The following is a 15,998-nucleotide window of genomic DNA, read 5'->3' on the forward strand; positions in this document are numbered from 1 at the left end:
CGGCCAGTCTAGACTAGAGTTGTTAATGACGATTAACATCGGCATTGTTAACGATCGTTAACCGGGAAGGGGGGTCATGAGCGGACCCGGGATCGGCTCCGGCGCCGACGTGGCGAGCGAGGGGTTCAAGGCGAGCGCCGCGCACAACGAGGCCCTCGTCGCGGAGCTGCGCGACCATGTCGACCGCGCCGGGCGCGGTGGTTCCGAGCGGGCCCGCGAGCGCCATGTCGCGCGCGGCAAGCTGCTCCCCCGCGACCGGGTCGACACGCTCCTCGACCCCGGCTCGCCCTTCCTGGAGCTGTCGCCGCTGGCCGCGACCGGGATGTACGGGGACGAGGCCCCCGGCGCCGGGATCATCACCGGGGTCGGGCGCATCTCCGGCCGCGAGTGCGTCGTCGTCGCCAACGACGCCACCGTCAAGGGCGGCACCTACTACCCCGTCACGGTGAAGAAGCATCTGCGCGCCCAGGAGGTGGCGCTGCACAACCGCCTCCCCTGCGTGTACCTGGTCGACTCCGGCGGCGCGTTCCTGCCCCGGCAGGACGAGGTGTTCCCCGACCGCGAGCACTTCGGCCGCATCTTCTACAACCAGGCGACGATGTCGGGCCTGGGGATCCCGCAGATCGCGGCGGTGATGGGCTCGTGCACGGCGGGCGGCGCGTACGTCCCGGCGATGAGCGACGAGGCCGTCATCGTCCGGAACCAGGGGACGATCTTCCTGGGCGGGCCGCCGCTGGTGAAGGCCGCCACCGGCGAGGTCGTCACGGCCGAGGAACTGGGCGGCGGCGAGCTGCACTCCCGCACGTCCGGCGTCACCGACCATCTCGCCGAGGACGACGCGCACGCGCTGCGGACCGTCCGCGACATCGTCGCGACGCTCGGCCCGCGCGAGCCGCGACCGTGGGACGTCACCGCGCCCGAGGAGCCCGCCGTCGACCCGGCCGAGCTGTACGGGGTCGTCCCGCCCGACCCGCGCACCCCCTACGACGTGCGCGAGGTCATCGCCCGGATCGTGGACGGCAGCCGCTTCCAGGAGTTCAAGAAGGAGTACGGGCCCACGCTCGTCACCGGCTTCGCCCGCGTCCACGGGCATCCGGTCGGGATCGTCGCCAACAACGGCATCCTGTTCGGCGAGTCGGCGCAGAAGGGCGCGCACTTCATCGAGCTGTGCGACCGGCGCAGCGTCCCGCTGGTGTTCCTGCAGAACATCACCGGGTTCATGGTCGGGCGCGAGTACGAGGCGGGCGGCATCGCCAAGCACGGCGCGAAGATGGTCACCGCCGTCGCCTGCGCCCGCGTCCCGAAGTTCACCGTCGTCATCGGCGGCTCGTTCGGCGCCGGGAACTACGCGATGTGCGGCCGGGCGTACTCGCCGCGCTTCCTGTGGATGTGGCCGAACGCCCGGATCTCGGTGATGGGCGGCGAGCAGGCCGCGAGCGTCCTGGCCACCGTCCGCCGCGACCAGATGGAGGCGCGCGGCGAGGAGTGGCCCGCGCGGGACGAGGAGGACTTCAAGTCACCGATCCGCGAGCAGTACGAGGCCCAGGGCAACCCGTACTACTCGACGGCGCGGCTGTGGGACGACGGGGTGATCGACCCGCTCGACACCCGGCGCGTGCTGGGGCTCGGGCTGTCGGTCGCGGCCAACGCACCGCTGGAGCCGGTCGGCTACGGCGTCTTCCGGATGTGAGGGTGTTGATGTTCGACAGCGTCCTGGTCGCCAACCGCGGGGAGATCGCCGTCCGCGTCTTCCGCACGCTGCGGCGGCTCGGCGTCCGCTCGGTGGCCGTCCACACCGGCGCCGACGCCCTGGCGCGCCACGTGCGGGAGGCGGACGAGGCCCTGCTGATCCCGTCGTACCTGGACATCGAGGCCGTCATCACGGCGGCGCGCGACTCCGGAGCGCCGGCCGTCCACCCCGGGTACGGCTTCCTCGCGGAGAACACGGCGTTCGCGCGGGCGTGCGGCGAGGCGGGGCTGGTGTTCATCGGCCCGCCGGCCGAGGCGATCGAGGCGATGGGCGACAAGATCCGCGCGAAGCGGACCGTCGCGGCGGCCGGTGTCCCCGTCGTCCCCGGAAGGGATGAACCGGGCCTCTCGGACGCCGAGCTGAAGGCCGCCGCGCTGGAGGTCGGTCTGCCGGTGCTGCTGAAGCCGTCCGCGGGCGGCGGCGGCAAGGGCATGCGGCTCGTCCGGAACGCCGCGGAACTGCCGGAGGCCATCGCGTCCGCCCGCCGCGAGGCGCGCGGTTCGTTCGGCGACGACACGCTGCTCGCCGAGCGGTTCGTCGACAACCCCCGGCACATCGAGATCCAGGTCTTCGCCGACGGGCACGGCAACGCCGTCCACCTGGGCGAACGCGAGTGCAGCCTGCAACGCCGGCATCAGAAGATCGTCGAGGAGGCGCCGTCCCCGCTGCTGGACGCCGCCGCCCGGGAGCGGATGGGCGCCGCCGCCGTCGCCGCCGCGCAGGCCGTCGGCTACGTGGGCGCAGGGACGGTCGAGTACATCGTCCCGGCGGACCGCCCGGACGAGTTCTTCTTCATGGAGATGAACACCCGCCTCCAGGTGGAGCACCCGGTCACCGAGCTCGTCACCGGCCTCGACCTGGTCGAACTCCAGCTCCGGGTGGCGGCGGGCGAACCGCTGCCGCTCACCCAGGGCGACGTCCGCCTCGACGGGCACTCGATCGAGGCCCGCGTCTACGCCGAGGATCCCGCACGGGGATTCCTGCCCACCGGCGGCCGCGTCCTCGCCCTGACCGAACCCGGCGACGCCCGCGTCGACTCCGGTCTCGACGCCGGCACCGAGGTCGGCGGCGCCTACGACCCCATGCTCGCCAAGGTCGTCGTCCACGGCTCCGGCCGCGCCGAGGCCCTGCGCCGCCTCGACCGCGCGCTCGCCGCGTACACGCTGCTGGGCGTCCCGACGAACGTCGCGTTCCTGCGGTCGCTGCTCCGCCACCCGTCCGTCGTGTCGGGCGACCTCGACACGGGCCTCGTCGAACGCGAACTGGACGGCCTTGTCTCCGGAACCTCCGTCCCGCCCGAGGTGTTCGCCGCCGCCGCGCTCGAACGGATGCGGGCGCTCGAATCCGGCGACGACCCGTGGGACGTCCCCGACGGCTGGCGTCCCGGCGCCCACGCCTGGACGCCGTGGATCATCACCCCGTCCGGCGGCGACCCGGTGGAGGTCCGCGTCCAGGGCCGCGCCGGGTCCGCCCGCGTCGCCATCGGCGATGACCCCCCGGTCACGGCCTCGCTCGGCGAGCCGTTCACGCTGACCTACGCTGGGAGGACGACCTCGTTCGAGGCGGCTCGCGACGGGCACACGCTGTGGCTCGGCCGCGACGGGCACGCGTGGGCGCTGAGCGAGCACGTCCGCGCCGAGGCGGGCGCCGCGTCCGCCGCCGCCGGCGACGGGGTGCTGCGCAGCCCGATGCCGGGTACGGTCCTCGCCGTCAAGGCGGCCGAGGGCGACCGGGTGGCGGAGGGGCAGCCGCTCGTGGTCGTCGAGGCGATGAAGATGGAGCACACCGTCACCGCGCCGCTCACCGGCGTCGTGGCGAAACTGCCGGTCCGCGCGGGCGCGCAGGTCGCGCTGGACGCGGTCCTGGCCGTGATCGAGGAGGCATGACGATGCGGGTACCGCTTTCCGGGCTCCCCGGGCGGGTCACGATCTACGAGGTCGGGCCGCGGGACGGGCTGCAGAACGAGAAGGCCGTCGTCCCCGTGGACGTCAAGGCCGAGTTCGTGACCCGGCTGGCCGGCGCGGGCCTGCGCACGATCGAGACGACCAGCTTCGTCCACCCGAAGTGGGTCCCGCAGCTCGCCGACGCCGAAGACCTCCTCGACGTCCTGCCGCGCTCCCCCGACCTGCGCTACCCCGTCCTCGTCCCGAACGAGCGGGGCCTCGACCGGGCGCTCGCCAACGGCGTCACCGAGATCGCGGTCTTCGGCAGCGCCACCGAGTCGTTCGCCCGCCGCAACCTCAACCGCACCGTGGACGAGTCGCTCGCGATGTTCGCGCCCGTCATCGAACGCGCCCACGCCGAGGGGCTCTGGGTGCGCGCCTACATCTCGATGGTGTGCGGCGACCCGTGGGAGGGCGACGTGCCGATCGAGCAGGTCGTGTCCGTCGCCTCCCGCATGATGGACCTCGGCTGCTCCCAGCTCAGCCTCGGCGACACCATCGGCGTCGGCACGCCCGGCCACGTCACCGCCCTCATCGAGGCGCTCGGCGCCGCGGGCATCGGCACCGAGCGGCTCGCCGTCCACTTCCACGACACCTACGGGCAGGCCCTCGCCAACACCCTCGCCGCCCTCCAGGCCGGCGTCACCGTCGTCGACGCCTCCGCGGGCGGCCTCGGCGGCTGCCCGTACGCCGAGAGCGCCACCGGCAACCTGCCCACCGAGGACCTCGTCTGGATGCTGCACGGCCTCGGCATCGACACCGGCGTCGACCTCGGCGAGCTCGTCGCCACGAGCCTGTGGATGGCCGGTCACCTGGGCCGGCCCAGCCCGTCCCGCGTAGTCCAGGCCCTCGAACCGGAGCGCCGGAGGCGCGACCATAGGCAGGAGTAGCAATGATCGACTTCACGCTCACCGACGAGCAGGAGGAACTGCGGCGCACGGTGGAGCGGTTCGCCCGCGAGACCGTCGCCCCGGTGATCGGGGACCTGTACGAGCGCGGCGAGTTCCCGTACGAGATCGTCGCCGCGATGGGCAGGATGGGCCTGTTCGGGCTGCCGTTCCCCGAGGAGCACGGCGGCATGGGCGGCGACTACTTCGCGCTCTGCCTGGCCCTGGAGGAGCTCGCCCGCGTCGACTCGTCCGTGGCGATCACCCTGGAGGCCGGCGTCTCCCTGGGCGCGATGCCGATCCACCGGTTCGGCTCGCCCGAGCAGAAGAAGCGGTGGCTGCCGCTGCTCACGTCCGGTGAGAAGCTGGCGGGTTTCGGTCTCACCGAGCCGGGCGGCGGCTCCGACGTCCCCGGCGGCATGCGCACCACCGCCCGCCTGGACGGCGACACCTGGGTCATCAACGGGTCCAAGGCGTTCATCACCAACTCCGGCACCGACATCACCGCGTTCGTGACCGTCACCGCCTTCACCGGCGACGGCGAGATCTCCACGATCATCGTCCCGAACGGCACGCCCGGCTTCACGGTCGGCCGCAAGTACTCCAAGGTCGGCTGGTCGGCGTCCGACACCCGCGAGCTGTCCTTCGACGACGTGCGGGTCCCCGCCGAGAACCTCGTCGGGGAGCGCGGCCGCGGCTACGCCCAGTTCCTCCGCATCCTGGACGAGGGCCGCATCGCGATCGCCGCCCTCTCCGTGGGTCTCGCCCAGGGCTGCGTGGACGAGTCCCTCCGCTACGCCCGCGAGCGGGAGGCGTTCGGCAAGGAGATCGGCCGCTACCAGGCGATGCAGTTCAAGATCGCCGACATGGAGATGCGCGCCCACACCGCCCGCCTCGCCTACTACGCGGCGGCCGCGAAACTCCTCGCCGGCGAGGAGTTCAAGAAGGAGGCCGCGATCGCCAAGCTGGTCGCGTCCAACGCCGCGATGGACAACGCCCGCGACGCCACCCAGGTCTTCGGCGGCTACGGCTTCATGAACGAGTACGCCGTCGGCCGCTTCTACCGCGACGCCAAGATCCTCGAAGTGGGCGAGGGCACCTCGGAGGTCCAGCGCATGTTGATCGCCCGCGCCCTCGGCCTGCCCCCGTCCTGATCACGGCCTGTCGCCGGCCGGCCTGCGAACGCGGGCCGGCCGGCGACGGCGGCGCTCACGCGCCGGACCTTCAGCGGATCTTCGAGAGGTCGAGCAGCGTCGTCCCGCCCTTGTTCGTGAAGAAATGCTGCGGGTCGCGGTCATTGCGCGCCTGCCCCATCACCTCGTTGTACCGCCGTATCCCGGTGTCGAGCAGCCTGCCGGTCTTGACGTCGTACAGCACGTGGTTCTTCGTCGTGTGCCCGTCCGGGAAGTAGGGGACGAACCGCCCGTAGACGACGCCCCGTGCCGGCGCCGGGAACTCGTCGAAGGGCAGCGTCCTGCCGGCCTTCCCGTCCCTGCGCTGCACGGCGGTCACCATGTCCCCGCGGTCGGTGACACCGGCCGCCGGGTCGCCGACGCACCACGTCACCCCGCACGACCATGCTCCCTTGAACGGCGTGAGACCGGCCTCGCGGCGCTCCCCCGTCCGGACGTTCCACAGCGACCGGTACCTGATGCCCCCGACCTTGTCCTCGTGGGACGCAAGTGATCCGATCCAGGGCCAGGAGACGATGTCGAAACCGCCGGTGCCGGGGATCTTCTCCGGCGCCCCGCCCGACAGCGGCGCCTCGTATACGCCGTCGCCCATGCCCCAGACGATGGTGCCGCCGTCGATCAGCAGTGTGGACAGCGACGCCCCCGGCATCCCGATGATCTTGTGTGCGGCGCCGCCGGCGACCGGCGCCCCCCAGATCTCCACGGTGTCGCGGCCGTCCACCCGGTACGACAGCCACCAGATGACCTGGCCTTGCCCGACGGTGATATCGGACGCGTAGATCTTCGAGCCTTCCGGGACCACCACGTCGGTGATCACGGTGGCCTTGCGGGTGTCGAGGTCGTAGGACCACAGCCGGTCCGGGAGTTGGAGGGACGACCAGGTCGCCCCCACCAGCGTGCCGCCGTCCAGGAGCGTGGCGGGGTGCAGTGTGCGCCCGTTCGGCAGTTCGCCTGGGACGCTCCGGACGGCGTCGGGCCACCGTTCGCGCACCTTGACGGGCACGCCGAGGTCGGAGCGCGACACCGGTCTCAGGTCGCCGGCCGTGGCGGCGGGGGGCGGTTCCTCACCGGAGCGCGCCGCCACACCGGCCGCGCCCGTCCCGCCGAGGATCACCGCGACGGCCAGCGCGGCGGCCGACGTCCGGCGGCGCCGCCTCCTGCGGTGCCGCCTCTCCACCCGCTCCAGCAGGTCCGGCTCCACCTCCGGCGCCTCCCGCGCCGCGGTCGTGAGCATGCCGCGCAGCGCCAGGTCCAGATCATCGTTCATGGTGCCCTCCCATCGTGGACGCGGCGGCCGGGCGCCAGTCCGCGCGGAGCTTGCCGAGCGCGCGGGCCGCCTGGCTGCGGACCGTGCCGCGCGAGATGCCGAGCATCCCGGCGATCTCCTCGTCCGAAAGGTCCTCGTAGTACCGCAGGACGAGCACCGCCCGCTGCCGCGGCGGCAGCGACGTCAGCGCCTCCCACAGCCGCGGATCGTGCTCGGCCCGCTCGATACCGCGGTCGTCGTACCGGGCTTCCGGCACGCTGCCGACCAGATGCTCCCGTCGTCGCCGCCGCCACAGGCTGATGTGCTGACGCGCCATGATCGTGCGCACGTACCCCTCGGGATCATCTTTGTTGACGACCCGTTCCCAGGTGCCGCGAAGCCTGACCAGCCCGTCCTGCACCAGGTCCGCCGCATCGTCGGCGTTGCCGGTGAGCACATAGCCGTAGCGGAGCAGAGCCTGCGCACGGGTCGTCACGAATTCCTCGTACGTCACGTCATCGGTCAAGAGGCCGTCCTTCCCATCACACCCAGGACGCCCCACCACCCGGATCTGTTGCACGGTCCGCCGGAACGGCGCGCGGTACAGTCGGCGGATGCTGCTGCGCGCATACGGGATCGCCCGATCCCTGTTCATGTACTACGGGGTTCCGGGTAAGCACCGGCGCGCGTCGCGCCTCTACGGCGAGTTCCTCAAGCCCGGCGATCTCGCCTTCGACATCGGCGCGCACGTCGGCGGCCGGGTGCGCGTGTGGCGGCACCTCGGAGCGCGTGTGATCGCGGTCGAGCCGCAGCCCGACTGCCTGCGCGTCCTGCGGCTCCTCTACGGCCGCGCCCATGACGTCACCATCGTCCCCGGGGCCGCCGGAGCCAAGCCGGGGCGGGCGCAACTGGAGGTGTCCACCGCGACGCCCACGGTCTCCTCGATGTCACCCGACTGGATCAAGTCGGTCACGGCGGACAGCAGCTTCGCCAGCGTCCGCTGGGACAGCTCGGTCGAGATCGAGGTGACCACCTTGGACGACCTCATCGCCGCGCACGGCGTACCGGCCTTCTGCAAGATCGACGTCGAGGGCTTCGAGGCCGACGTCCTCGCCGGGCTCACCCGGCCCCTCCCCGCCCTGTCGTTCGAGTACATACCGTCGGCCCACGACGCGACCCTGGAAGCCCTCCGCCACGTCGAGCGACTCGGCAAGGACGCGGGCGGCTACCTCTACAACTACTCCCCCATCGAAACGATGAGGTTCGCCGCCCCCCGCTGGCTCGACGCGGCCACCCTGGAGCGCCGGCTGGACCGCATCCGCCCCCGAGGCCGCTCCGGCGACATCTACGCCCGCCTCCGCACCCCTGACCAAATGCCGGGCGATCACCCGAGCCGATGAGGGGGCCTGATGAACACCTACTGGTTCACCGTCAAGACGAGCGGCTTCCCTGAGCGGGAGCCGGCCGGCATCTCGAACAAGCTGTACGGCATCCTGGAGGGCGGCGGTGGGGTCGACGCGCTGATCGCCGGGGACGAGCGCGGCGGTGAGGTCGAGTTCTCCCGTGAGGCGGAAGACGCCGTCGTCGCGATCATGTCGACGATCGAGCAGGTCGAGGCCGCCGGTCTGGACGTCGTCGGTGTGACCGAAGACCTCGTGGACATCGAGAACATCGCCGACCGGGCCGCGTCAGCTCTGCGGCGGTGTCCCACTGGACGTCCGGCGCACGCGGCGGCGGCGGGTTCCCCGAGCCGGTGATCGAGCGTAGGCGCGGGAGTCTCTGGGCCTGGTCACAGGTGTCGCGGTGGCTTCAAGACAAGAGGCTCGGCAACGTCGACCCCGCTGCCGTCGAGGTCGCGCGTGCGGCTCGCTTCTTCGACGCGGTTCTCATCGCGCGGCGTGAACGGGACCAGGTGATTCCGTCCTACCGGCGAGAGCGCGTGAGGGGCCTCCTCTCCGATCTGGTGGCATGAAGACCGCCCTCCTGCCGACGGCCCCGGCCCGATTCAGGGGCGGCGGGCCGTGAAGACGGTCAGTTCGGAAAGTTCCCGCCGGGTCACGGCCGGGAAGCGGCTGCGCATCTCGTTTTGGATGCGGTCCAGTTGGTCGTCCGGCAAGGTCAGGCGCCGGGTGACCCTGGACGGGCGGCTGCCGCCATGCCAGGCGATCACCACGCGCCCGCCGGGACGTGTGACGCGGTGCAGTTCGTCCAGCCCGGCCTCCAGGCTCGGCCAGACGCCCACGGTGTTGACCGAGACCACACAGTCGAACTCGGCGTCGGCGAAGCCGGTGTTCTCGGCGGTTCCCAGCCGGAGGTCCGCGTCCGTCCCCTGTTCGACGGCCATGTCACGCATGTCCGGCGACGGATCGACGCCGCAGACACGTCCCGCGGGCGTCCGGGTGAGGCGGCGGATCAGGCCGCCCGGACCGTATCCGACCTCCAGCACGTGCTCGCCCGCCCGGATGTCGAGCAGGTCCGCTATCTCGTCCTGCTTGTTCGTGCGCAGCATGAGGAGTCCGGCAAGCCGTCCGCGCAACCCGCCCGGCAGGACGAAGGCCGAGCGGGTGGCTTTGCCCGAGGTCCATGGCGTCGTCTCCACCTGGGAGAACGTTCCCCGGCGTCGCACTTGGAATCCAGCCGGTAACGCGTCGAAGGATACGGAGCCTGGGATGCCGTGGTCGCCCGCTCAGCCGTTCTCTTTCGCGATCGCCTCCCGGACGGCGGGGACGATCTCCCGGGCCCAGCGGCCGAGGGAGACGGCATCGTGCTCACCGCCACCGGCCGGGAAGAGCGTGAAACCCGACGCGCCGTGCTCCAGGACCGCCCCGGTCAGTTCCTCGGTCCACTCGCCGACGGAACCGCCGATCCAGCGGCCGGCGCGGTCCCGCGTCGCGGCCGGCGGGCGGTCGGTGATGCGTCCGGGAAAGTTGAACACCGTGCGGATCTCACGCGGATCGCGTCCGGCGGCGGCCGCCGCTTCGTCGATGACCTGCCGTGACGTCCGGTATCGCTCACTGAGCCAGTCCGCCGCATGGCCGGGAATCCAGCCATCCGCCACCCGGCCCGTCACGGCCAGGGACTTGGGGCCGACCGACCCGGTCCACACCGGCGGCGCGGGCACGGGCGCGGGTTCGATGTCGTCCACCCTGTAGTGGCGGCCTCGGCGGGTGACCGGCGGGCCGCCACCCGACAGCGACTTGACCAGCACGATCGCCTCCTCGAACGCGTCCACGGCGTCACCCCGGGAGAGCCGCGGCACCCCCATGTCGGCGATCCGATCCCAGAGCCCGCCCGCACCCATGCCGAGCACGATGCGGCCGCCGGACAGCGCCGACAGCGACGTCACCGTCCGCGCCAGCATGGGGGCGGGCCGGGTCGGCAGATTGGTGACGTTGGCGAATCCGGTGATGTGCCGCGTACGTCCGAGGATGAAGCCGATGGCGGCGTAGGCGTCCAGACGCGCGCCTATGTACGGATGGTCCGACAGGGAAAAGATGTCAAGGCCGTCATCGTCGGCCTGCTGAGCCATGCGCAGCAGCTCGGGGGCGTCGCCGACGCCCGTATGCGCGCCGAAGCCGAAGACGACATCTTGTACCGGCATCGTTCTGCCCTTCATTGGAGGACACCCGGGCGGTCAGCGCCATGACGACCGCCCGCCAGAGAGTTCGTAGTACGAACCATATTAGTTCGTACTACGAACTTCAATCCCTCCGCGAGATGCGATGCCTCAGTGCTTGCCGGCAGCGGTCCCTTCGTCCGGCTCCATGAAGACCACCGGAACCTTGTTGTCCAGCACGACGCGGCCGAGGAGACCCGCGAGCACATCGCGTTCGGCAGCGCCAAGCCCCTCCGGCAACTTCTCGACCCGCCGGCAGGTCTCGGTATAGAACTCCTCCGCAAGCCCACTGCCCTGCGATGTCAGCACGACCCGCACCGCACGCATGTCCCTCGGATCTGGTTCGCGCCGGACGAGGCCGTTGCGCTCGCTGCGGTCCACCAGGCCGGTGAGGCTCGACTTGGCGAGCCCCAGCACCGCCCCCAACTCGCCCATGCCGTAAGGCTGCGCCATCAGAACGCACAGCAACTGCCCCTGCTGCGAGGTGATGCCATGCTCCCGAGCCGACTCGGTGTACACGGCATTCACCAAGAACGAGGCCCGCACCAACGCGGCCACAACACCGATCTGTCCCTCATCCCGCTGCTCACCCACGCGACCAGGCTACATCCGAGCAGCCAATAAATTCGCAACCCGAACTATACGCCGCCATCCGGACTGGGGCGCGATACGGAACGGCGGGTGCGTGTCGTCAGCGGGGGAGGTCGAACGACCCCGTCCTGATTCCCCTGAGCAGGGAGACCCACGCGGATGGAGCGATGGAGAGCATCGGCCCATCCGGATCCTTGGAGTCCCGCATCGCCACCATTTGGCTGGCCAGAGCGGCTACTTCTACGCACTGGCCTTCACTACCGCTGCTGTGGCTGCTCTTGCGCCACGGGGAGAAGACGAACTGCCGACTGGTCATGACTCTGACACTAGACGTTCGATCAGCGATCGGGAATCGGCTGGGGGCAGCGCGACAGCCCTGAGATGGTCGAAGACCACGTTGTGACGGCGGATGTCGTCCACGTGCTCCAAGTACCAGCCACTGGTCAGATTCTCGACCACGACCACGGAGAGTTCGTTCGTCGTCAGCGTCATGAACGAACCGTTGAGTCCTGGATGCGCTCCGGCAGAGAACGGAAGGACTTGCAGAGTCACATTCGGTTGCTCCGAGAGTTCGACCAATCGGCTGAGCTGCACCTTCATCACCTCCGGGCCGCCGAACTGCTGGCGAAGGGCGGCCTCGCTGACGATTGCCCACAGGTGGGGCGGGTTCTCGCCTATGAGGACCCGCTGGCGGCGCATGCGGATCTCCGCCAGCCCGTCGATGTCCGGCGCCTTGCCCTGGGAGACGCCAGACGCGATGACTGCCCGGGCGTACTCATCGCTCTGCAAAAGCCCGGGGATGAGATGAAGTTGGAAGTCACGGATGGACGTGGCTTCCGCCTCCAGGGAGATGTAGTCGAGCATCGAGGGGGAGAGTCTCCCTTCGTACCGGTGCCACCAGCCCTTCTCGGTGGCGTGACGAGCCAAGTCGTAGAGGGCCCTGCGCTGGTCGGGGTCGGTGAGTTCGTAGCGGTCGAGCATGTGCTCCAGGGCGGGACGGCGGATGCCGCGCTTGCCGGTCTCCAGCTTGCTCAGGGAGGACGGCGTGCGGTTCAGCAGGCGTGCGGCCTTCTGCAGGGTGAGGTCGCGACTCTCCCGCAACTCGCGCAGCATTGCGCCGAGCTTGCGGCTTCGCATGGTCGGGCGCTGCGGGTCGTCCATGACGTAATCATTACCTGACAGCGTGTGACCGTGCGGGATGTCTCCCAGGTTGGCCAAAGTGACTCAGTCAAAAGTGACTGGGGACATCCTGACCGGGGACCTCGGGACGAGGCCGGCGAACGTATCGCTCGGGGTGACACGTCCAGCCCATTCTTTTCGGACACGGTGATCCGGAAGGAGTGGAGTAGTGACGGTGCCGACCTTGAGGTTCGACGCGCTTCTGTTGCCGGGGATGGACCGGGCGGCCGGGCACGCGCGGCGATGGCTGCGTGACGTGCTCGGCGAACACCCTGCGCTGGACGACGCCGCGCTCTGCCTGAGCGAACTCGTGACCAACGCGCTGCGGTACACCGAGTCCGGGCGGGACGGGCAGGTCCGCGTGGAGGTGAGCCACTCGGAAGACGCGGTCCGCGTCGAGGTCATCGATGACGGCGGCGCGACGTCCGTCCCGCACCTGGCCGCGGTGGACGAGACGGACGTCTGCGGCCGAGGCCTGCGGATCGTGGCCTTCCTGACCACCTCGTGGGGCGTCGCCCATCGGGACAAAGGCCACGCGGTGTGGTTCGAGATCAACCACGGTTAGGCGGCGTCAACCGGTCTGGTGGGCGATCTGGATCAGCTTGCCGCAGGTGTCGTCGAGCACGGCCGTGGTGACCGGCCCCATGTCCGCGGGCTCCTGGGTGAAGCGCACCCCGAGGCCTCGCCCCCTACCGGGACATTGGTCTTCTCCTTGAAGCCGAGGACCTCGGTGTAGAACCGCAGCGCCTTGTGCTGGTCGTCAACGAGGACGCTGGCCAGGTTGATTCTCACGGTGATCCTCTCCCGCCCTTGAGCCACCGCTCGACTATGGGTTCGAGCGGCGCGGTGTTGATGTAGTGGAACGGGAATCCCGTACCGATTGAGTGCCTCGTCCGGGTGATCAGCCCGGCACGTCCGCAGGCCGCGGAGGCCGAGCACGTGGACATCCGGGGGCGGTGCAGCACGGCTCACGCCGCGAGTGCCCGCAGGTCCACGGCAGAGCCGGCGGCCGGTCCGTTCAGGCGCGCGTCGGCTCCATCTCGTGGAGCATCCTCTCGAACGCTGCTTGGCCGGGGCCGGCGTACGACGGCGCATCCTGCGCGTTCGCAAGGGTGTCGAGCAGGGTTTCGGTCTTGTGGTGCGCCGACGGCAGATGCGAGGCGAGAACCACGGGCGGGTCGAGATCACTCAGCAGTGCCAGCCGGGACAGGAACGCGTCCCGGTCCACGTTGACGAGCTCCGGGCAGTCCACCGCCGCCCAGAGCCGCTGGCCCGCGACCAGATCGGAGGACGGAACCGCCCCGATGTCGTCGCTCTGGACGAGATCGCCCGTGGTCATCGGCGCCCCGAAGCAGTCGGAGCTGAAGTACGTGCCGGTGAGCTCATCGAAGAGGCCCGTCGTCGCCGGACTGTCGTAGACGGGCAGCCGGAACGATTTCAGCCGCCGGTCCCCCACGTCCAGCCATTCGCCGGGGTTGAGCAGGAACACCCGATCGGGCGGGATCCGACGCTCAAGCGACAGCAGCCTCTCGCCGAGGAACGTCGTCACCAGCAGCGCGTCCGGCGCGGCCTCAAGGATCTCCAGGACGCTCTCGGCGTGGCCGGGATGCGTCAGGCAGACCCACCGCAGGTCCGCCGGCTCGACCAGGGACCAGACCTCTTCCAGGAACTCCGGGGTCGACGCCCGCAGCCCCGTATCGATGAGAACCGGTTCCTTGGCGTACAGGACGTAGGCGTTGACGGGCAGGAACCCGATCCCGGGAACCGGAACGGCGTCCGTCAGCGCGACGACGTCCGGCGCCGGACGAGAGATGTACATGATCCCCCCAATGGTCGATTCGGGGTGATATGCCCAACTCGCCGCCCCTCACCGTCACAACCGGACCAACCCCCGGCAAAACCCTCTTCCTGAGAGCGGACATGGGATCAGCCTTGCCCGATGATCCGCGAGCTTTCCAGCCCGGTCGTGCCCGTCCATCGCGGCGGCCCGCCCAAGACCTGGCACCGGTTCCGGGCCGGTCGGTCCCGTGAGGGCGACGACGCCGACGCGGACACAGGCCCGCGCACCGAATAGCCCACCTTCGAACAGGTCGCCTGACCGACGTGAGCCGGGCCGCGAATCCTCTGGACGTGGATCCGAGATTCTCGCCATATGCGACATCACCGCATAGAATTTCCTTCTTCCCCGTGCGGCTCGCTCAGGAGGCCCGGCAAGCGGGACGTTCCGAAAGCCCAGGGCATTGACATCCAGTGACCTCGCGTACACCAAAACGGACATTAGGCAACAATCTTCCCGACACTTGCTTTCTTGGACAGTCAGTAACTTGCCAGAAATGCTGGACATCCACCTGACTACGGCTCCAACATGGTCGGGCAGGATGAGTTCATCCGGCAGACCCCCATCGCCTCGAAGGACATCCGGCATGCCCGCATCAACAGGTGAAGAGGCGCTCATATGGCGTCGGAGCTCACCGTGCATGAACGAGTCGAACTGCGTGGAAGTGGCTCGCACCCCCGGAGGCGAGCTCGTGGTGCGGGATTCCGCGAATCCCGCCGACGTCATTCTGATTTCCCGTCGGAACTTCATGGCACTGACCGGGAGGCGGCCCGTCGGCCATCCTTGACCGCCAGGTCAGCGCAACCGGGAGCGGCTAGCGGCGCGCCCATTCATCGGCCATACGGGATACCCGGCGCATCGACTCGTCCGTCGGCAGCGAGATCGACTTCAGCGCGTCCCAGCACATGCGGTACATATGGGTGATGCCGTCGTCCTGCAATTCTGCCATGGTCGACAGATTGTCCACATAGACCACGTCCGGGAAGTTCACATCATAGGCCGAAGCGAATTCAAGGAGGGTGAAGGACTCCGAGAATATTGGTTCCCTTGGCACGTCTAATGGAAGTACATGGATCTGCACATGTGGGAGTGCGGCCAGTTCTAACAGGCTGAGCATCTGCCGCCGCATGACACCGGAATCGCCCACCACCCTCAGTAGCACTGATTCGTCCATCACGGCGGAGAGGGAGAGGGGGGCGTCCCGGAGCAGCAGTTCCTGACGGCGCAACCGCAATTCCAGCCGACGCGCGACCTGGCGTGGGCTGGAGACGGCGATCGCCCGGCCGCTTTCCAGCACACGTTGCGCGTACTCCCCGTTTTGGAGAAGCCCCGGGATGGAATAGGTCGCGAAGGTCAGCGCGGCACTGGCCTCGTCCTCCAACGCGACGAAGGTGCCGAACTTCCCGGGCAGAACGTCCCGGAAGCCTCCCCACCACCCCTGCTGCGTCGCCGCTTGGGCGAGAGCCAGGATCTCGCCCATGTGAGCCTCGTCCACCCCGTACAGCTCGAGAAGCAGGCGTACGTCGGAGACGCGGACGCCGATGCGGGCGTTCTCGATCCGGCTCAGTTTGGAGGCCGACCAGTCGAGCCGCGCCGCGATCTCGTCGACCGTCGAACCGAGTCGCTCCCTCAGACGCCGCAGCTCGACCCCGAGCCGGCGCCGGCGGACGGTCGGCGCTATCGCCACCTTGCCTCCCAGCGGATTCGCTGTCGGCTCCCCAGAGCCCGGACGTTCACTGATGATGCAAGTTGCAGG

Annotated in this window: 18 protein-coding genes and 1 pseudogene; 9 read left to right on the forward strand and 10 right to left on the reverse strand. The window is 69.8% G+C overall.

Features of this window, described 5'->3' with window-relative positions; translation table 11 throughout:
• Positions 1 to 76 precede the first annotated feature (76 nt).
• From ACGFK0_RS36360 to ACGFK0_RS36375, 4 genes are read left to right on the forward strand one after another with little or no spacing between them, the layout of a single operon-like run.
• Complete coding sequence (locus ACGFK0_RS36360; protein WP_392913090.1) at positions 77 to 1,690, forward strand: carboxyl transferase domain-containing protein; 1,614 nt, start codon at positions 77 to 79, stop codon at positions 1,688 to 1,690.
• An 8-nt stretch (positions 1,691 to 1,698) separates the two neighbouring features.
• The gene (locus ACGFK0_RS36365; RefSeq protein WP_392913091.1) at positions 1,699 to 3,636 is read left to right on the forward strand and encodes an acetyl/propionyl/methylcrotonyl-CoA carboxylase subunit alpha; all 1,938 of its coding nucleotides are present in this window, start codon (positions 1,699 to 1,701) and stop codon (positions 3,634 to 3,636) included.
• A gap of 2 nt (positions 3,637 to 3,638) precedes the next feature.
• Positions 3,639 to 4,583, forward strand: a complete 945-nt coding sequence (locus ACGFK0_RS36370; protein ID WP_392913092.1) for a hydroxymethylglutaryl-CoA lyase — start codon at positions 3,639 to 3,641, stop codon at positions 4,581 to 4,583.
• 2 nt (positions 4,584 to 4,585) lie between these two features.
• Complete coding sequence (locus tag ACGFK0_RS36375) at positions 4,586 to 5,734, forward strand: acyl-CoA dehydrogenase family protein (RefSeq protein ID WP_392913093.1); 1,149 nt, start codon at positions 4,586 to 4,588, stop codon at positions 5,732 to 5,734.
• A 70-nt stretch (positions 5,735 to 5,804) separates the two neighbouring features.
• Here ACGFK0_RS36375 and ACGFK0_RS36380 read toward each other — a convergent pair whose 3' ends face one another.
• A complete protein-coding gene (locus tag ACGFK0_RS36380) occupies positions 5,805 to 7,040 on the reverse strand; it encodes a hypothetical protein (RefSeq protein WP_392913094.1) in 1,236 nt (411 codons plus the stop codon).
• Positions 7,030 to 7,545 (reverse strand): SigE family RNA polymerase sigma factor, encoded by a 516-nt coding sequence (locus ACGFK0_RS36385; RefSeq protein WP_392913095.1) that lies wholly within the window; start codon positions 7,543 to 7,545, stop codon positions 7,030 to 7,032. The genes ACGFK0_RS36380 and ACGFK0_RS36385 overlap by 11 nt, the downstream gene beginning before the upstream one ends.
• An 88-nt stretch (positions 7,546 to 7,633) precedes the next feature.
• Here ACGFK0_RS36385 and ACGFK0_RS36390 point away from each other — a divergent pair, with 88 nt between their 5' ends.
• Positions 7,634 to 8,419 (forward strand): FkbM family methyltransferase, encoded by a 786-nt coding sequence (locus ACGFK0_RS36390; RefSeq protein WP_392913096.1) that lies wholly within the window; start codon positions 7,634 to 7,636, stop codon positions 8,417 to 8,419.
• Positions 8,420 to 8,428: 9 nt separating this feature from the next.
• Positions 8,429 to 8,776 (forward strand): hypothetical protein, encoded by a 348-nt coding sequence (locus tag ACGFK0_RS36395; RefSeq protein WP_392913097.1) that lies wholly within the window; start codon positions 8,429 to 8,431, stop codon positions 8,774 to 8,776.
• Positions 8,777 to 9,024: 248 nt separating this feature from the next.
• Here ACGFK0_RS36395 and ACGFK0_RS36400 read toward each other — a convergent pair whose 3' ends face one another.
• The 5 genes from ACGFK0_RS36400 to ACGFK0_RS36420 form a co-directional block, all read right to left on the reverse strand.
• A complete protein-coding gene (locus ACGFK0_RS36400; protein WP_392913098.1) occupies positions 9,025 to 9,618 on the reverse strand; it encodes a class I SAM-dependent methyltransferase in 594 nt (197 codons plus the stop codon).
• A gap of 87 nt (positions 9,619 to 9,705) precedes the next feature.
• Positions 9,706 to 10,620, reverse strand: a complete 915-nt coding sequence (locus ACGFK0_RS36405) for an LLM class flavin-dependent oxidoreductase (RefSeq protein WP_392913099.1) — start codon at positions 10,618 to 10,620, stop codon at positions 9,706 to 9,708.
• Positions 10,621 to 10,746: 126 nt separating this feature from the next.
• Positions 10,747 to 11,229 carry a MarR family winged helix-turn-helix transcriptional regulator gene (locus tag ACGFK0_RS36410; RefSeq protein WP_392913100.1) on the reverse strand — a complete coding sequence of 161 codons (483 nt, stop codon included), beginning with the start codon at positions 11,227 to 11,229 and terminating at the stop codon, positions 10,747 to 10,749.
• Positions 11,230 to 11,326: 97 nt separating this feature from the next.
• Entirely contained in the window at positions 11,327 to 11,542 is a 216-nt protein-coding gene (locus tag ACGFK0_RS36415; protein WP_392913101.1) for a DUF397 domain-containing protein, read from the reverse strand.
• Positions 11,539 to 12,387, reverse strand: a complete 849-nt coding sequence (locus ACGFK0_RS36420; RefSeq protein ID WP_392913102.1) for a helix-turn-helix domain-containing protein — start codon at positions 12,385 to 12,387, stop codon at positions 11,539 to 11,541. Before ACGFK0_RS36420 ends, ACGFK0_RS36415 begins: the two co-directional genes overlap by 4 nt.
• 187 nt (positions 12,388 to 12,574) lie before the next feature.
• Here ACGFK0_RS36420 and ACGFK0_RS36425 point away from each other — a divergent pair, with 187 nt between their 5' ends.
• Complete coding sequence (locus ACGFK0_RS36425) at positions 12,575 to 12,970, forward strand: ATP-binding protein (protein ID WP_392913103.1); 396 nt, start codon at positions 12,575 to 12,577, stop codon at positions 12,968 to 12,970.
• A 6-nt stretch (positions 12,971 to 12,976) separates the two neighbouring features.
• Here the strand turns inward: ACGFK0_RS36425 and ACGFK0_RS36430 are convergent.
• Positions 12,977 to 13,197 (reverse strand): annotated as a pseudogene (locus ACGFK0_RS36430) (VOC family protein).
• 226 nt (positions 13,198 to 13,423) lie between these two features.
• Complete coding sequence (locus tag ACGFK0_RS36435) at positions 13,424 to 14,224, reverse strand: MBL fold metallo-hydrolase (RefSeq protein ID WP_392913104.1); 801 nt, start codon at positions 14,222 to 14,224, stop codon at positions 13,424 to 13,426.
• 120 nt (positions 14,225 to 14,344) lie between these two features.
• Here ACGFK0_RS36435 and ACGFK0_RS36440 point away from each other — a divergent pair, with 120 nt between their 5' ends.
• Positions 14,345 to 14,479 (forward strand): hypothetical protein, encoded by a 135-nt coding sequence (locus ACGFK0_RS36440; RefSeq protein ID WP_392913105.1) that lies wholly within the window; start codon positions 14,345 to 14,347, stop codon positions 14,477 to 14,479.
• A gap of 349 nt (positions 14,480 to 14,828) precedes the next feature.
• On the forward strand, positions 14,829 to 15,029 hold the full coding sequence (locus ACGFK0_RS36445; RefSeq protein WP_392913106.1) for a DUF397 domain-containing protein: 201 nt from the start codon (positions 14,829 to 14,831) through the stop codon (positions 15,027 to 15,029).
• A 27-nt stretch (positions 15,030 to 15,056) separates the two neighbouring features.
• Here ACGFK0_RS36445 and ACGFK0_RS36450 read toward each other — a convergent pair whose 3' ends face one another.
• Positions 15,057 to 15,929 (reverse strand): helix-turn-helix domain-containing protein, encoded by an 873-nt coding sequence (locus ACGFK0_RS36450; RefSeq protein ID WP_392913107.1) that lies wholly within the window; start codon positions 15,927 to 15,929, stop codon positions 15,057 to 15,059.
• Positions 15,930 to 15,998 lie beyond the last annotated feature (69 nt).

Origin of the sequence: Spirillospora sp. NPDC048823 (assembly GCF_043198445.1) — a bacterium.
Lineage (GTDB): Bacteria > Actinomycetota > Actinomycetes > Streptosporangiales > Streptosporangiaceae > Spirillospora.

What these genes read in the sequence shown, in the direction of transcription:
- ACGFK0_RS36360 (WP_392913090.1), top strand. Translation starts at nt 77, where the DNA reads ATGAGCGGACCCGGGATCGGCTCCGGCGCCGACGTGGCGAGCGAGGGG.
- ACGFK0_RS36365 (WP_392913091.1), top strand. Translation starts at nt 1,699, where the DNA reads ATGTTCGACAGCGTCCTGGTCGCCAACCGCGGGGAGATCGCCGTCCGC.
- ACGFK0_RS36370 (WP_392913092.1), top strand. Translation starts at nt 3,639, where the DNA reads ATGCGGGTACCGCTTTCCGGGCTCCCCGGGCGGGTCACGATCTACGAG.
- ACGFK0_RS36375 (WP_392913093.1), top strand. Translation starts at nt 4,586, where the DNA reads ATGATCGACTTCACGCTCACCGACGAGCAGGAGGAACTGCGGCGCACG.
- ACGFK0_RS36380 (WP_392913094.1), bottom strand. Translation starts at nt 7,040, where the DNA reads ATGAACGATGATCTGGACCTGGCGCTGCGCGGCATGCTCACGACCGCG.
- ACGFK0_RS36390 (WP_392913096.1), top strand. Translation starts at nt 7,634, where the DNA reads ATGCTGCTGCGCGCATACGGGATCGCCCGATCCCTGTTCATGTACTAC.
- ACGFK0_RS36395 (WP_392913097.1), top strand. Translation starts at nt 8,429, where the DNA reads ATGAACACCTACTGGTTCACCGTCAAGACGAGCGGCTTCCCTGAGCGG.
- ACGFK0_RS36405 (WP_392913099.1), bottom strand. Translation starts at nt 10,620, where the DNA reads ATGCCGGTACAAGATGTCGTCTTCGGCTTCGGCGCGCATACGGGCGTC.
- ACGFK0_RS36415 (WP_392913101.1), bottom strand. Translation starts at nt 11,542, where the DNA reads ATGACCAGTCGGCAGTTCGTCTTCTCCCCGTGGCGCAAGAGCAGCCAC.
- ACGFK0_RS36420 (WP_392913102.1), bottom strand. Translation starts at nt 12,387, where the DNA reads ATGGACGACCCGCAGCGCCCGACCATGCGAAGCCGCAAGCTCGGCGCA.
- ACGFK0_RS36435 (WP_392913104.1), bottom strand. Translation starts at nt 14,224, where the DNA reads ATGTACATCTCTCGTCCGGCGCCGGACGTCGTCGCGCTGACGGACGCC.
- ACGFK0_RS36440 (WP_392913105.1), top strand. Translation starts at nt 14,345, where the DNA reads ATGATCCGCGAGCTTTCCAGCCCGGTCGTGCCCGTCCATCGCGGCGGC.
- ACGFK0_RS36445 (WP_392913106.1), top strand. Translation starts at nt 14,829, where the DNA reads ATGCCCGCATCAACAGGTGAAGAGGCGCTCATATGGCGTCGGAGCTCA.